10 protein-coding genes are annotated in these 15,906 nt (G+C 48.5%); 5 read left to right on the forward strand and 5 right to left on the reverse strand.

Annotated elements, in window-relative coordinates; all coding sequences use genetic code 11:
• Window positions 1-160: 160 nt before the first annotated feature.
• A complete protein-coding gene (locus H608_RS0118100; RefSeq protein WP_028788919.1) occupies window positions 161-769 on the forward strand; it encodes an L-threonylcarbamoyladenylate synthase in 609 nt (202 codons plus the stop codon).
• Between the two features lie 153 nt (window positions 770-922).
• Here the strand turns inward: H608_RS0118100 and H608_RS0118105 are convergent, their stop codons facing one another.
• Both H608_RS0118105 and H608_RS0118110 read right to left on the reverse strand, forming a co-directional pair.
• Window positions 923-1,219, reverse strand: coding sequence for a hypothetical protein (locus tag H608_RS0118105; protein WP_051268443.1), 297 nt, complete (start codon window positions 1,217-1,219; stop codon window positions 923-925).
• Window positions 1,220-1,661: 442 nt separating this feature from the next.
• Window positions 1,662-2,285 (reverse strand): ribonuclease HII, encoded by a 624-nt coding sequence (locus tag H608_RS0118110; RefSeq protein WP_028788921.1) that lies wholly within the window; start codon window positions 2,283-2,285, stop codon window positions 1,662-1,664.
• An 80-nt stretch (window positions 2,286-2,365) separates the two neighbouring features.
• Between H608_RS0118110 and H608_RS22930 the strand changes: the two genes are divergently transcribed.
• Window positions 2,366-3,280: a COX15/CtaA family protein gene (locus H608_RS22930; protein WP_051268444.1), complete on the forward strand. Its 915-nt coding sequence runs from the start codon at window positions 2,366-2,368 to the stop codon at window positions 3,278-3,280.
• 29 nt (window positions 3,281-3,309) lie between these two features.
• Entirely contained in the window at window positions 3,310-5,541 is a 2,232-nt protein-coding gene (locus tag H608_RS0118120; RefSeq protein ID WP_028788922.1) for a hypothetical protein, read from the forward strand.
• 146 nt (window positions 5,542-5,687) lie between these two features.
• Here the strand turns inward: H608_RS0118120 and H608_RS0118125 are convergent, their stop codons facing one another.
• From H608_RS0118125 to H608_RS0118135, 3 genes are read right to left on the reverse strand one after another with little or no spacing between them, the layout of a single operon-like run.
• Window positions 5,688-6,593 carry a diacylglycerol/lipid kinase family protein gene (locus H608_RS0118125; protein ID WP_028788923.1) on the reverse strand — a complete coding sequence of 302 codons (906 nt, stop codon included), beginning with the start codon at window positions 6,591-6,593 and terminating at the stop codon, window positions 5,688-5,690.
• A gap of 2 nt (window positions 6,594-6,595) precedes the next feature.
• A complete protein-coding gene (locus H608_RS0118130) occupies window positions 6,596-7,072 on the reverse strand; it encodes a hypothetical protein (protein ID WP_155990245.1) in 477 nt (158 codons plus the stop codon).
• A 36-nt stretch (window positions 7,073-7,108) separates the two neighbouring features.
• The gene (locus H608_RS0118135; protein ID WP_028788925.1) at window positions 7,109-8,158 is read right to left on the reverse strand and encodes a 3-oxoacyl-ACP synthase III family protein; all 1,050 of its coding nucleotides are present in this window, start codon (window positions 8,156-8,158) and stop codon (window positions 7,109-7,111) included.
• Window positions 8,159-8,375: 217 nt separating this feature from the next.
• Between H608_RS0118135 and H608_RS22935 the strand changes: the two genes are divergently transcribed.
• The gene (locus H608_RS22935; RefSeq protein WP_051268445.1) at window positions 8,376-13,493 is read left to right on the forward strand and encodes a translocation/assembly module TamB domain-containing protein; all 5,118 of its coding nucleotides are present in this window, start codon (window positions 8,376-8,378) and stop codon (window positions 13,491-13,493) included.
• Window positions 13,490-15,796: a translocation and assembly module lipoprotein TamL gene (gene tamL / locus H608_RS0118145; RefSeq protein WP_028788926.1), complete on the forward strand. Its 2,307-nt coding sequence runs from the start codon at window positions 13,490-13,492 to the stop codon at window positions 15,794-15,796. The genes H608_RS22935 and tamL overlap by 4 nt, the downstream gene beginning before the upstream one ends.
• Window positions 15,797-15,906: the final 110 nt, after the last annotated feature.

Raw genomic sequence — 15,906 nt, forward strand, 5'->3', positions numbered from 1 at the left:
TAAAAGCTTGCAGTGATGATAAATGAGCTGGTGATTCCTGGATTGTTTTTGACTTTTTACTTTTGAATTTTGACTTTTCCCGTACGTACAAAGATAGGAAAGCCTTATTGATCTGTTTTTTTAAGAAAAATTTTTACAAAATCGGTTGTAATTTCAAGCTATGTTATTATCTGTTCATCCCGATAATCCGCAACCCCGCCTCATCAGCCGAATAGTGGAAACACTGGAGCAAGGCGGCATCATTATTTATCCTACTGACACGATTTACGGCCTTGGCTGTGATATCCTGCAACATAAAGCGGTGGAAAAGATCTGCCGTATCAAACAGGTAGATCCGAAAAAGGCGCAATTATCGTTTATCTGCAACGATCTCAGTCACCTGAGTGAGTATGCAAAGCAGATGCCGACTTCTACTTTCCGTTTGTTAAAGGAATATCTTCCCGGCCCGTATACGTTTATCCTGCCTGCCAGTAAGATGGTGCCGAAAATTTTACAGAGCAAAAAAGATACGATTGGCCTGCGTATTCCCGACAACCGCATTGCACTGGCCATTACGGCGGCCCTCGGCCGGCCTATTCTAAGCGCCTCACTGCCGGGTGATATGGTCGAAGATTATACCGACCCCGAGATCATGCAGGAAAATTTTGGCAACGAAGTAGACATAGTTGTCGATGGCGGCATTGGCGGAATCACCCCGTCAACGATCATTGATTGCACCGGACCATCATATGAGTTGGTGAGGCAGGGAGCCGGCGAGTGGAATGAGTAGTATTTTGCTGCTAATAGGTTTTAATACTGCGAAGCCTGCCCGAGGTTCGGGCGCACTGTTATAAATAAGCATCCCATTTTCACATTTCCACATCCAGCCGGAGGCGGGCACATTTCCACATCAGAAAGCACCGCCCCTGGGCGGTGCTTTCTTTTAACGGTGGCGGCGATTATGTTTGAACCGGTATACTTCACGGCTGTGATGTTTTTTCATCTTGCGGATTTTATGTCTTTCATACGGTGTTATGTGTCCGTCACGGCGCGCCATTCTTTCGGTGCGGTTGATGTGTTGTTGTTGGCGGACGAGATGATGCGTTTCCCCGCGGGTCAATGCTCCGCTGCGATGCCCCTGCACCACACGATCACGATTAACACGATCACGCGGACCTTGTGCAGAAACAGAAGCGGTGATCAATACCAGCGAAAGCGACAGGAATAAAATCTTTTTCATAGCTACTTTTTTAGGTGAATCAAATCGGTTTGCAGTAGTATGACAGCGGGTTTTTATCGACGTTTAGCTGATAAGGAAACTTTAACATCGTGAATCGTCAATGGTGAATCGTCAATAGAGTCCCCTGGTTCGTGTATACATGAACCAAAGTCGGAAGATTTTAAACCCTGTCAATCCGACATCACGCCACCGTTGGTCTCCAGACCAACGGGCCTGCTCATGGTTGAGTTATGCAGGAAGTTGGCCTTAACCTATCAAAGCAACCTGACGCTTGCTCGTTGGTCGGGAAACCAACAAGGGCGCTACCTTCTACCTCACGCCGCCATTACGTTTAAGAATGAAAAGCGACTCTTGGGGATAAACGTTCCGAACAGTTATGGTGTATACACGAACCAGGGAGTTGGCAGCGTGTGGTGCCGGATGTTTACTTATAACTTAATACTTACAACGGCTGTTTGACTTCCTCCTCCCTGAACAGCTCCATCTGCTTCGGAATAATATTAAAACTTTTGCGGTGATATTGGCAAATGCCATGCGTTTCAATGGCGCGGCGATGGGCGAGCGTACCATAGCCTTTATTGCTGTTCCATTGATAGTGCGGAAACTCTTCGTGCAGTTGCAACATATAGGCATCGCGGTAAGTCTTGGCAAGAATACTCGCCGCCGCAATGCTGGTATATAATCCATCGCCCTGGATGATGCAATGATGGGGAATGTCCTGGTAAGGTGTAAAACGATTGCCATCGATCAGCAGTGACTGCGGACGTATCGACAATTGATCGAGTGCGAGATGCATAGCTTTGAACGAGGCCTTCAGAATATTGATGGTGTCGATCTCTTCGCTGTCGATACGGGCAACAGCGTAACACACGGCTTTTTTTTCAATAACCACACGAAGCATTTCGCGGTCTTCAGGAGCTACCTGTTTGGAGTCGTTCAGCAAAGGATGACGAAAATCAGGTGGCAACATGACCGCCGCCGCAAACACCGGACCCGCATAACAACCCCTTCCGGCTTCGTCGCAACCCGCTTCCAGCAAGTGTTTCGTATGAAAACGCTTCAACATTCAACGGCAAGTTCCGTATTTTTTTCCGTTCAAAAGAATTTGTGGAAATATTACGGGCGGGTTTAACTTTGCACCTGCTTATGAATGGCAATCGCAGTTATACCCGCTACACCTGGTTTGTGTTGATAATGATTTTCCTGGTCATCCTGGCCGGCGGTGTGGTCCGCACCACGCAAAGCGGAATGGGTTGTCCCGACTGGCCTACCTGTTTCGGTCGCTGGATACCTCCCACCAGCGTAAAAGATCTTCCCGCGGATTATGAAAAATATCTGCGCAAACAGGACATCGATCATACGTTCAATGCGCTTCATACCTGGATCGAATCGGTGAACCGCTACCTCGGTGCGCTGCTCGGCATTTTCTGCATCATCCATCTTGTATGGAGTTTCCGCCGTTTCTTCCGCACACGCCCCGCCATTTTCTGGTGGTCGCTTTTTATGCTGCTGGCCACAGGCTTCCAGGGCTGGTTGGGTAAACGGGTAGTCGATGCCAACCTTGCCGTCGTTAAGATCACCACCCACATGTTGGTGGCGCTGGTCATTGCAGCCGTGCCCGTCATCATTCTCACCTTACTCAAAGGTCAACGCGCTATCGCTTCACCCGTTTTGAAAAAAGGTGCTGTGGCTGTATTGCTGCTGGTGATCGTGCAGATCGTACTCGGTACGGATGTACGTGAACAGATTGACGAAGTTTCCAAACCGCTCGGCTACGAACACCGCGAGCTCTGGCTCAATAATCTTGATATGATGTTTCTCGTGCATAGAAGCCTTTCATGGCTCGTTGTGCTGAGCATCGGCTGGTTGTGGTGGAAATCGCGCAGTTATGCTTTACTCGCAGGGCACAGGGCATTGATGCTGGCCGTTACCGTTATCGTACTGGGTGCAGGACTCGTGATGTATTTTTTTCATATGCCTGCTGCCATGCAGCCTGTGCATCTGCTTTCCGCATCAATTCTTTCGATCACGCTTTTTTCTTTTCGTTTGCAATTGAAATAAGTACTTTTATTGCTTACTGAAGCAATATTATGAAGGCCTGGCTGCGGGGTTTTATCTACTCATTTCCCATACAATTATTGTTTCTGCATTTCAGAAAATACCAGGTACTGCTCCTGTTCTGGTTTATTCTGTTCAGCACGATCAACGGAGGTTTCATGAAAACCTTCGGTGCGGACTCATTATACCTGGCACCGGAGTACCTCGGAAATGTGAATTCCATCAGTTTTGCGCTCGTGGGTATTGCCGTGGGCATGTTTATCATGAGCTGGAATATCAGCACCTTTATTCTTTTCAGCCGCAACTTCCGTTTTCTCGCTGCCACCACTAATCCTTTTCTTAAATATTGCATCAACAATTCTATTCTGCCGCTGGCATTCCTGATTTTCTACGGCATAAGGGCCTATCAATTTACCCACCACCTGGAACTGATCAGTAATGCAGAATTATTGGTGATGGCCGGCGGATTTCTCAGTGGATTGTTATTTATTCTCGTAGCCTCTTTCTTCTATTTTTTTCGTGCCGACCGCAATATTCTCCGGCAAATGACCCCGCTGATCAATAAGCCCGGTGAATACATCACGCACCTGCGGCCGGAGAAAGAAGTAGTGGTAGATTATAGTCTCATTCGTACCGAATGGTATTTTGAATTGCCGTGGAAGCTGCGTCCCTGTCGCAACGTGAGTCATTATACACGTGATTTTGTCGATTCGCTTTTCAAACGTCATCACTTTGCGGCCATCCTTTCCGTGTTTGCGGCGTTCCTGTTTCTGATCGGCATCGGCTTTTTTCTTGATTCCCCTTTTTTCCAGATACCAGCCGCGGCGAGCATTACGATTTTCTTTTCCATCCTGATCGGTGTGGCCGGCGCATTTTCTTATTTCCTGCAAAGCTGGAGCATTCCTTACCTGGCAGCACTTATCCTGTTGCTGAATTTTCTTTATAAAATAGATTGGATCGATCCGCGTAACAAGGCATACGGATTGAATTACCACCAGGAAAGCACAGAACGTCCTTCGTATTCTCGTGAAGGATTGCTGGCGATCTGTACGCCGGATAAAGTAGAAGCTGACCGCCGCAACATGCTGCGCATTCTTGAATCCTGGAAAAAGAAACAACAGGAAAAGAAGCCGTTGATGATCGTAATCGTCACGAGTGGTGGCGGACACCGCGCCGCGGCGTTTACGATGAGCGTACTGCAGCAACTCGACAGCCTGAGTCAGGGTCAGTTGATGCGGCAGACATTTCTGATTACCGGCGCATCGGGCGGTATGATCGGCGCCACCTATTTCCGGGAATTGTACAGACGTAAACGCGCCGGAGAAAATGTCAATCTCCAGGACCGCCGGTATGTTGAAAATATTTCAGGGGATTTGCTGAATGCTATTTTCTCTTCATTTGTTGCAAGGGATCTTATTGCGCCGGCGCAAAAGTTCCGCATAGGTCCTTATAATTATGTAAAAGACCGGGGTTATGCATTCGAGCAAAAACTGAATGCCAATACGTATGGCTTACTCGACCGGCAATTGAAAGATTATTTCCAGGATGAACGGGAAGCCAACATCCCGCTGATGTTTTACAACTCCGTTGTCACACGAGACAGCCGCAAAATGCTGATCAGCACACAGCCGGTAAGTTTCATGATGAAAGGCTGGCAGGACAGCACGCGCATGCCGCAGATGGACCCGGATGTAATCGACTTCACTGCATTTTTCAAAAACCAGGATCCCTACAACCTGCGTATGCTCACGGCGCTGCGGATGAATGCAACATTTCCCATTGTATTACCCAATGTGTGGCTGCCCTGCGAACCGGTGATCGACGTAATGGATGCCGGTCTGCGCGACAACTACGGCCAGGAAACATCTTTACGGTTTCTGGCACAATTTGATGACTGGATACGGGAGAACACGCGCGGTGTATTGCTGATGCAGATCCGCGACCGCAATCCCGGCGGTTGGGATGCCCCTTATCTTTCCGACGATATCAGCGATCATGCTACCAAACCGTTTTTGTTGCTCCAGCATAATTGGTTTAAGATGATGGAATATTCGCAAAATGATCTGTTGAGTTATTACAGCGACAATGCGCGCAGGCAATTACGTAAAGTGTTGTTTCAGTATTCCGCCAGCAAAGAGGAGAACAAAGCGGCGCTTAACTTTCACCTCAGCCAGCGCGAACGCAACGATATCATCAATTCTATTTATACGCCGCGTAACCAGGATGCTTTTGCCGAAGTGATGAAAGCGATGAGGGAGAGATAATGTGGAAATGTGCCCGGCTTCGCCGGGGCCATGTGGAAATGTGAGAAATTAATCCTTACATACAGCCAGCTCGACCCAGATATGAATACGCAAACCATTTTCACATTTACACATGGCCCCTTCGGCACGAAGGGCACATTTACACATTATGCCTTCGGTTTCAACAACCTGAAAACCTGCTTCCTCACCTTCACTTCTATGGTATCGGGTGTTTCTGCGGGATCGCCATCTATGTGAAGCGGTGCCTGTGAAAGATTTTCGATGCTGATTTTTTCTGTCTGGAAATAAATGACTCCTTTCCTGGGATTGATCTGCGACGGGTCTTTCAACGGCGTAAAGCCGCCTACCTGTTGCAGGGTTTGCCAGAGAACCGCAAGTTTGTGCGGACTCGCCATGATCACGATATCGAGCAGGCCATCAGAAAGACTGGCTTTGGGAGCAATCGTAAAATGATTGCCGAATTGATTGGCATTGGCAATGCTGATGAAATAAGCTTCAATGTCGAGTTGCTTTTTTTCCGACGTAATGCGGAAGCGATAACTTTTTGCATGGAAGAAATTGCGGAAGACCTGTTTAATATAGGTACTTAGCCCGCGTTTGGGTTGCTTCGCAAAATCATGCGCCACTTTTGCATCGAAACCCAGTCCCGACAACATGCAGGCAAATTGTCCATTCAGTACGAAGCCATCGGTAGGTTCGCTGTGACCGGCGAAGATAACATCGAGTGCTCTGTCTGCTTTTTTGGAAATACCGGCGGCGAGCGCCAGCCCGTTACCGGAACCACAGGGAATAATGCCGAAGTTGACACCTGTTTTATGCAGGCTGCCCACCACCTGGCTTACGGTGCCATCACCACCAGCAATCGCGATGTCCGTGATCTGTTCTTCTTCGATAATTTTTTTCAGGAAACCATAATCGCCACTTTCAACCGAAGGAAATATCTGGAAAGAAATACCTGCTTCGTTGCTGCGACGTTCGACAATTTTATGAAGATTGCGGCGGCCACCAGTACCCGATATCGGGTTGATGATGTAAATTATTTTGCGTTCCATTTTTAACGGAGCACAAAAGTACACAAATGTCGCGGTCTGATGCGAACTCTTGCCGCGAGCTCCGGATCGCTGGGCAAGCCGAAGGTTTGTATTTCAAGCGTGGTATTGTTTTGCCAGAGCGCGGCAAATTCTTTTGCAGAGATCGTTAGCTGTGTAACGCTTTCTTTGCGGAAAACCGTATTGCCTTCCGCGTTCGTGATCATGATGGAGCGGATGTATAAGGAAGGATCTTCGTCGTAATAAGCTATGGTAAGACTTTGCTGCAACTTGTCTTTTGTCAGCACAACCTGGTTGCTTTCTTTGTTTTCTTCGCGGGATTTAAGAATGGTTTGTTTTCCGAGGCTTATCTCCCAATACGGTTTGGCTAATGTATCCATGGTTGCGCGTTTTTCTTCCTGCGATGCAGCAGTGCTTCGGCTTTGCGCACAGGAAAGAAGTGCGGCAATCAGGATAAGGGGCAGAAAGCGGTGCTTTTTCATATTGTTTAGAAGATAGTTGTCCGCAACAGGTTGCATTTACCAGCGGAGAAGGGCGCTGCCCCAGGTAAAGCCACTGCCAAATGCGGCCAGGCATACCAGGTCTCCTTCTTTTACTTTTCCCAGTTCCCATGCCTCACACAGTGCGATAGGCACCGAAGCCGCAGTGGTATTACCATAACGCTGAATGTTGTTATGTACCTGTTCTGCCGATAATCCCAATTCCTGCTGCACAAATTGTGCAATGCGGAGATTGGCCTGGTGCGGGATCAGCAAGGAAATATCTTTTGCGCTCAATTGGTTTTTTGTCAGCGCTTCGCGGATTACTTCGGGAAATTTCACCACCGCTTTTTTAAAGACGGCCGGACCATCCATGTACGGATACAGATCATCTTTGTCCAGCAGATCCTGCGTGATGAACATACCTCCATAGGGCTGATCGGGCTGCACAGGTTTTACTTTATCCCAAAGTTTTCCTCCATGAAAACCCGGATTCGGCATGCTCAGGGATTCGGCATCATTGCCATCACTGTGTAAATGCGTACTCAGGATTCCCTGGTTGGGATGATCGGTTGGTTGCAGTACAACAGCACCTGCACCGTCTCCGAAAATAACCGATACATTCCGTCCCCTGGTGCTGAAATCGAGCGCATAGGAATGCGTTTCAGAACCGATGAGCAGGATATTTTTATACATGCCGGTCTTGATAAACTGATCGGCGATGCTTAAGCCGTATACGAATCCGCTGCACTGGTTGCGGATATCGAGCGCACCAATTTCTCCCATGCCAAGCTGGCGTTGTACCAGCACACCGCAACCGGGGAAATAGTAATCAGGGCTAAGGGTGGCGAAAATGATAAAATCGATATCGGCGGCCGTAACACCGGCCCGCTCCATGGCACGGCGGGCAGCCTCGGCGCCCATCGTGGCGGTGGTGTCTTCAAATCGTGTGGCAAAACGCCGCTCCCGGATGCCGGTCCGTTCCTGGATCCAGGCGTCCGAGGTATCCATTACCTTGGTGAGATCTTCGTTGGTTACCACATTTTCGGGTACATACATGCCGATCCCGGCTATTTTTGTACGCATCATGCAAACAAGCGTTTAGGGGGAGAAAGATAGCAAATGTGGAGGAAAAGCAACTATTTCACAGCGAACTAATTACCGGCTCGTGGATTTCCGGCCTCATTGCCTGATTATGACCGGATAGAAGCAGTGTAGCACGGTTTTTTCTATTATTTTGAGTTAACATTTTACGGACAGAATTTTCTGTCCGGTGGCGCCCTAAAACTCGAGCAGGATTTACTGAATGGAGCAACCAAAAAAGAAGAGGAATTTCTGGCAGAAACTGCTAAGGGTGGTCTGGAAGACGCTCCTTTTCCTGTTTCTTTTCATTGTGCTGCTGATCATCCTGATCCAGACTCCGCCTGTTCAGAATTTTATCCGCAAACAAGCCGTTAATTACCTCGAGAAGAAACTGGATACCAAAGTCGGCATCGGCAGGCTGTATATCAATTTCACCAAAAAAGTAGTACTGGAAAATGTGTATGTGGAAGACCGGCAACAGGACACCCTGCTGTACGGTGGAAAAATAAAAGTAGATGTAAGCATTGTAGACCTGATTTTCGGCGATCTCATGATCAACCAGGTGCAGCTCGAAGACCTTACCGCAAAAGTAAAACGCCAACTACCCGACACTACCTTCAACTTTCAGTTCATCATCGACGCATTCGTTACCCCCAGCGATAAACCCAAAGAAAAAACCGACACCAGCTCTTCGTCGCCGGTTCCCATCAAAAAAGTGGTGCTGGATAATATCCGGCTGGTGTACAAAGATGTTGTTACCGGCAACGATGTGGAAGCATGGCTTGCGCATTTCGATACGCGCATCGAGGAACTTGATCCGGGGCTGAATATTTACCGCATTCCGAAAGTAAACCTCAACGGACTCACCGCACGTGTATACCAGACCAAACCGATGGCTACACCCGATCCGCCGGCAAAAGATATGGCCGAAGCGCAGGAACCGGCACCGCCCATGCAGATACTCGTGGACGAGATAGCACTCGACAAAATCAAGGTCGATTTTAAAAATGATGTTTCAGCCTTCTATGCAAACCTCGACCTCGGTAAATTATTGCTGCGTCCCGACAAAATAGACATGGTGCGCAAAGAAGTGGTGGTAGATGAACTTACACTTGCGCAAACAACAGCGGCCATCCGTCTTGGAAAAACGCAAGCCGCAAAAGTGGTGGAGAACGAAGTAGAGCAGGAGGCAGAAAGCCAGAAAGAAGCCGGCTGGGTGATCCGCGCGAAAAAAATCCGCCTCGATGAAAACAATATCGCTTTCGACAATGACAATAATACCCGCGCCACCAGCGGAATGGACTATGCACACCTGCACGTCAACCCGCTTACGCTGCACGCGGATAATTTTGTTTTCAGTGATGACAGCATCGCCGGTAAGATTTTAAAAGCACAACTAAAAGAACAGGAAGGTTTCGAACTGCAGGAACTGAAAACAACATTCGCTTATACATCCACAGGTGCATTCCTTTCCGATCTTTATCTGCAAACGCCGGGCACGGTACTTCGCCGCGATGCGAAGATCAGTTATCCTTCGCTCGATGCATTGAAAGAAGATATCGGGCAAATGAACCTCGACCTGAACCTGGAGAACAGCAAGATCTGGGTGAAGGATGTATTGACTTTTGTCCCCGACCTGCGTAAGCAACCTGCGTTTGCCGATCCGAATGCCACCTGGCTGGTTAATAGCCGCCTCAAAGGAAAAGTTTCCGATCTGCGGATCGATGCATTACAATTGCAGGGCGCTTCCGATACAAAACTGGATGTGCGCGGTGTGGTAAAAGGATTGCCGGATATGGATAAAATGTCGGCGGATCTTGTGATCAATTCATTGAGCAGCTCCCGCCGCGATCTGAACAGGTTGTTACCCAAAGGCACATTGCCGTCATCAATCACTGTTCCCGGCAGTTTCAATCTTACCGGTAATGTTAAAGGTTCGATGCAACAGGTACAAACCAATCTCAACCTCCGTACCGATCTCGGAAATGCACACGTGAGTGGTACCGCTTCTTCCTTGACAGACAAAGCCCGCGCCCGTTATGATCTGCTGGTAAAAACAGAAAGACTCGACCTCGGTACGTTATTACAGGATAAAGAAACGCTTGGACCCGTTACGGCGGACTTCCGTATTAAAGGAACCGGCTACGATCAGCAAACGGCGAATGCAACCATCGACGGTCAGTTGCACCAGGCCGTATTCAAAAAATACAATTACAAAAATCTCAAACTGACCGGCAGCATCGCCAGGCAGCAGGTCGATATCCAGGCGGGCATACAGGATCCGAATATTCACCTCGCCTTGCAGGCCAAAGCGGATCTGTCGAAAGAATATCCCTCGGTGCAACTCGAGACCATGATCGACAGCATCAAAGCGCAGGAACTGCACCTGACCAGCGACAAACTTATTTACCGGGGAAAAATCACGGCCGATTTTCCTTCGACAAATCCCGACAGTCTCGAAGGTCAATTGCTGATGACGGAAGCGTTATTAGTACAGAAAGAAGAACGGATCCAACTCGATACACTTAGTCTCAATGCCGGCAGCAACGACAGCGGACGTTATGTGCGCCTCAATGCCGGCGCAATACAGGCACGGCTCGAAGGAAATTATAAGCTCACGCAAATGGGCGATATCATCAGCCAGGCGATCGAACCTTATTTCTCCGTTAAAGACAGCACCAAAGCCGCAACGGATTCATCACTGGTATATAATTTCAGACTGGAAGCAGACATCGTGGATGCGCCGCTGATCCGCGCATTCGTGCCGGATCTGAAAAGATTGGATTCTGTACAATTGCGCAGCCGTTTTTCCAATAACGAAGGATGGGAAGCAAAACTTACCGCACCTGTTATCGAACTGGGTACTAATTCTATAAGCGGTTTGCAGGTAACAGCGGCTGCGGGCGATACCGCCATCAATATCGACGCGAATGTATCCGGCTTCCGCAGCGGAAACACCATCCAGTTGTTTGCCACAAAAGTGAATGCGCGCCTTTCGAATAACCAGGCAGACTTTACTTTAAACTTAAAAGACAGCGAATCCAAAGACCGTTACAATCTTTCTGCACTGCTGCGCCAGCCTGAAAACGGAACCTATGAAATAACGCTTCGTCCGGATGACCTGTTGCTGAACTATGATAAATGGGCGGTGCCGGCCGATAACAGGTTGCGCTATGGCAATGACGGAATACTTGCACAACATTTCCGCCTGTCACGCAACGGACAGGAGTTGCTGATCAATAGTGCCACACAGGAGCCGGGTGCTCCGCTGGATGTGAGTTTTAAAAATTTCCATCTTTCCACGCTTACCGGTTTTGTGGAAACAGATTCATCGCTGGTTGATGGATTGCTGAATGGTACGGCACAGGTAAAAGATATCATGACCGAACCGCTGTTCACGGCGGACCTGCAGATCGCCGATCTCAAACTCAAAGGCGATACGGTTGGCAACGTAGCAGCGAAAGTTTCCAATAAATCAGCATCGGTCTATGATGCGGATATAACGATCACCGGCCGCGGAAACGATGTACAGCTTTCCGGTGAATACAATGTAAGCACCAGCTCCGCGGATATGTTGCTGGACATAAGAAAACTTCCTGTGGCTACGGCGCAGGCTTTGTCGGATGGCGCTATCCGCGAAGCAAGCGGTGATGTGAGCGGCCAGTTCCGCGTGACGGGAAATATCAGCCAACCTGCAATACGCGGTGATCTTAATTTCAATAAGGTCGGTTTCAACCTGTCGATGTTGAACAACTATTTCCGTATCGACCAGGAAAAACTGCAGGTAAACGAACAAGGCATCCGCTTCAACCGCTTCCAGGTCCGCGATTCGCTGAACAACCAACTCGTGATCGACGGGCTTGCCGCTACCAGTGACTTTACCACTTACAAACTGGATCTGAACATCAACGCCAAAAACTTCCGTGCACTCAACAGCACGAAGAAGGATAATAAACTTTTCTATGGCCAACTGTATTTCGATGCCGATCTCGATGTAAAAGGAACGGCTACTGCACCACAGGTGGATGGCCGTTTTAAAGTAAATGAAAAAACAAAAATGACCGTGGTGCTGCCACAATCTGAGCCCGGTGTGGTTGACCGCGAAGGTGTGGTGGAATTTGTAGACATGGATGCGCCGCTGACCGATTCACTCTTCCTCGCAGCGTATGACTCCATGAACACAACCAGTCTGCGTGGAATGGAAGCTTCTATTAATATAGAAATCGACAAAGCCGCCGACCTTACACTGATCGTAGATGAAGGCAATGGTGACTTCCTCAATGTGAAAGGTGAAGCATCGCTGAATACAACCATCGACCCGGGCGGTGATATTACACTGGCGGGTAGCTATGAACTGGAAGACGGTGCGTATGAGCTTTCGTTCAACGGTATAAGACGCAAGTTCAATATTCAGAAAGGCAGCAAACTGATCTGGGGCGGAGAACCTACGGATGCCACCGTTGACATCACCGCGGTATATATAGCCAACACCGCACCGTTGGACCTTGTAAAAGGTCAACTGGGTGATGACGTGGGTTCAAACGAACGGAATACCTACCTGCAGAAATTACCGTTCGATGTAAAACTGATGATGACGGGCAAACTGCTGAAGCCTACTATCAAATTTGACATTGTATTACCCGACAATAAAAGCTATGTGGTATCCAACGATATCATTTCCACCGTGCGAAATAAGCTTGATCAGTTGCGCCAGGATGAAGCGGAAATGAATAAACAGGTATTCGCCCTGCTGCTGCTGAACCGTTTCATCGCCGAAAATCCGTTTAACACCAGCAACTCGATCAATGCCGGTACACTTGCACGTCAGAGTGTAAGTAAACTGATGACGGAGCAATTGAACCGCCTGGCTTCCGACCTGGTACAAGGTGTGGACCTGAACTTTGACGTACAATCATCGGATGACTATACCACAGGTCAGCGTGCCGACCGTACGGATCTGAATGTGGGCTTGTCAAAACGATTACTCAATGACAGGCTGACGGTAAGCGTGGGCAGCAACTTTGAACTGGAAGGACCCGCCAACTCCAACCAGCAGTCGAGCAATATCGCCGGCAACATTGCCGTGGATTACAGGCTGAGCAAAGACGGCCGTTACCGCCTGCGTGCATACCGCAAAAATGAATACCAGGGAGTGATCGAAGGATATATAATAGAAACAGGTGTTGGTTTCATCATCACACTTGACTACAACCGCTTCCGCGATATATTCCGGCAGAAGAAAATTCAGAAACGCCGCGAAGAAGCCCGCAAAAAGCGGGAAGCGGAAGAGGAAAAGAAAAGCAACGAACAACCGGCCACACCAACGAAAAAAGAACCATGAACAGGCACTTAATATATATACTGCTGGTGATAGTTGCAGCAGTTGCCGTTACCGGGTGCAACATCACGAAGAGTGTGCCTGAAGGAGATGCTTTGTATACCGGGGCCACCGTGAAAATAGAGGACAGCGTGCTGAGCTCAAAGAAAAAGAAGAGCATGCGAAGCGACCTCGCGTCGCTGATCCGTCCCAAGCCCAATAAAAAAATATTAGGCATCCGGTTCAAACTGGCGATGTATAACCTGGCCGGTAATCCGAAAAAAGAAGGTGGTTTTCGCGGCTGGCTGAAAAATAAAGTAGGTGAACCACCCGTATTGCTGAGCGATGTCAATCACCTGCGCACGGCGGAAGTATTGCAAAGCAACCTGGAGAATACCGGCTACTTCCATGCAAAAGTTACGGGAGATACCACGGTTAAAGGGAAAAAAGCAACAGCCACTTATGTAGCCAAACCCGGCCCGCAATACAAGATCCGCGAAGTGGTATTTAATAAAGACAGCAGCATCCTTACCAAAACGATTGATTCGGCTGCAAAAAATTCATTACTCAAACCCGGCGATCCGTTTGACCTCGGCGTAATCAAATCAGAACGAGACCGCATCGATGCATACCTGAAAGAGCGCGGGTTTTATTATTTCGACGGAGACTATCTCATCATCCGTACAGACAGTACCATCGGCAATCATGAAGTGAATCTTTATGTACATGTAAAACCACAAACACCGAAAGAAGCGAGACTGGTATACCGGATCAACGATATTTATATTTTTCCTAGCTTCCGGCTGAACTCGACAAGCAACGACACTTTAAAAGCAAATGCTTCTTATTACCAAGGATATTATGTAGCCGACCGCAGGAAGTTGTACAAGCCGCGGATGTTTGAACAATCGATGCAGTTCAAAACCGGCGATGTATACAACCGGACGGATCACAATCTTTCACTCAACAGGCTGGTAAACCTGAACGTATTCAAATTTGTAAAGAACCGTTTTGAAGTGGTGCCCGGCGGAGCAGACACTCCCCGGCTTAACACCTATTACTACCTGACGCCGATGCCGAAAAAATCATTGCGGTCGGAAATCAACGCCAGCACCAAATCGAATAACCTTACCGGTTCTTCGCTGACCGTTGGCTGGCGCAACCGCAATACTTTCCGTGGCGGTGAACTATTTGCCGTAGATGCAACGGGAGGTTTTGAAGTACAGTTTAGCGGCAACTTCAAAGGCTACAACACTTACCGCGGTGGGCTCGAGACTTCGCTCACCTTTCCGCGGTTCCTCGTGCCCTTTATTCAGATAAATACGCGGGGCGGCTTTGTGCCCACAACCAAACTATTACTCGGATACGATCTGTTGAACAAACAGAAACTGTATACGATGAATTCATTCCGCGCGGGCTTCAGTTATATATGGAAGGAAAACATCTACAAGGAACATCAGCTAAGCCCGATCTCGATCAATTATGTGCAGCCGTTGAAAATAACGCAGGAATATCTTGATAGTGCCGCAAAAAACCTCACGCTGCAAAAGGCGATCGAAAAACAATTCATCCTGGGTTCCAGTTACAACTTTAACTACAACGAACTGGCGGGAGGAGGCAACGGAACAGGATTATATTTCAATGGTAACCTGGATCTGTCGGGAAACATTGCCGGTCTTGTAACAGGTGCCAATGCGAAAGACAGCAATATTAAATATATCGCGGGTGCGCAGTTTTCGCAATATGTGAAGCTGGAAGGCGATGTGCGTCACTATACGAAAGTGAGCAGCGGCATCATCTGGGCCAATAGATTGATTGTTGGTTTAGGATATCCGTACGGCAACTCTACGGCGCTGCCTTTCATCAAGCAATTCTTTGTGGGCGGCACCAACAGTATCAGGGCGTTCCGCAGCCGCGCTTTGGGTCCGGGTACTTACAAAGACACGACGAGTCTGACCTTCCTTCCCGATCAGTCGGGTGATATCAAACTCGAATTGAATACGGAGTTGCGGGCAAAACTGTTCAGCATCGTGCATGGCGCCATTTTCGTGGATGCGGGTAATATCTGGTTGTACAATGCCGATTCATTGCGGCCGGGTGCGGAGTTCAGGGCCAGCCGGTTCATGAAGGAAATTGCGGTAGGTGCCGGTGTGGGTTTGCGGTTTGATATTTCTTTCCTCGTGTTGCGTCTCGATCTGGCCATGCCGTTGCGCAAGCCGTTTCTGCCGGATGGGGAGCGGTGGGTGATCGATAAAATCAATTTTGGTGATCCGGCATGGCGCAAGGAAAACCTGATCTTCAACCTCGGTATCGGCTATCCGTTCTAGGAACTTAAGTAATAAGTTTTAAGTAATAGGTTATAAGTAACAAGCGTTCCCTGACGTTCCCGAAAGGCGCTCCATGAGGCACTCGAAGGGTGGCCCGAAACTTCGGGCCC

It is taken from the genome of Terrimonas ferruginea DSM 30193, assembly GCF_000425585.1.
Taxonomy (GTDB): Bacteria; Bacteroidota; Bacteroidia; order Chitinophagales; family Chitinophagaceae; genus Terrimonas; species Terrimonas ferruginea.

Bases quoted from the DNA above. Each gene is read 5' to 3' on its own strand.
- H608_RS0118130 (WP_155990245.1), bottom strand. From the start codon at position 7,072: ATGAAAAAGCACCGCTTTCTGCCCCTTATCCTGATTGCCGCACTTCTT.
- H608_RS0118100 (WP_028788919.1), top strand. From the start codon at position 161: ATGTTATTATCTGTTCATCCCGATAATCCGCAACCCCGCCTCATCAGC.
- H608_RS0118125 (WP_028788923.1), bottom strand. From the start codon at position 6,593: ATGGAACGCAAAATAATTTACATCATCAACCCGATATCGGGTACTGGT.
- H608_RS22935 (WP_051268445.1), top strand. From the start codon at position 8,376: ATGGAGCAACCAAAAAAGAAGAGGAATTTCTGGCAGAAACTGCTAAGG.
- H608_RS0118105 (WP_051268443.1), bottom strand. From the start codon at position 1,219: ATGAAAAAGATTTTATTCCTGTCGCTTTCGCTGGTATTGATCACCGCT.
- H608_RS0118120 (WP_028788922.1), top strand. From the start codon at position 3,310: ATGAAGGCCTGGCTGCGGGGTTTTATCTACTCATTTCCCATACAATTA.
- H608_RS22930 (WP_051268444.1), top strand. From the start codon at position 2,366: ATGAATGGCAATCGCAGTTATACCCGCTACACCTGGTTTGTGTTGATA.
- H608_RS0118135 (WP_028788925.1), bottom strand. From the start codon at position 8,158: ATGATGCGTACAAAAATAGCCGGGATCGGCATGTATGTACCCGAAAAT.
- tamL (WP_028788926.1), top strand. From the start codon at position 13,490: ATGAACAGGCACTTAATATATATACTGCTGGTGATAGTTGCAGCAGTT.
- H608_RS0118110 (WP_028788921.1), bottom strand. From the start codon at position 2,285: ATGTTGAAGCGTTTTCATACGAAACACTTGCTGGAAGCGGGTTGCGAC.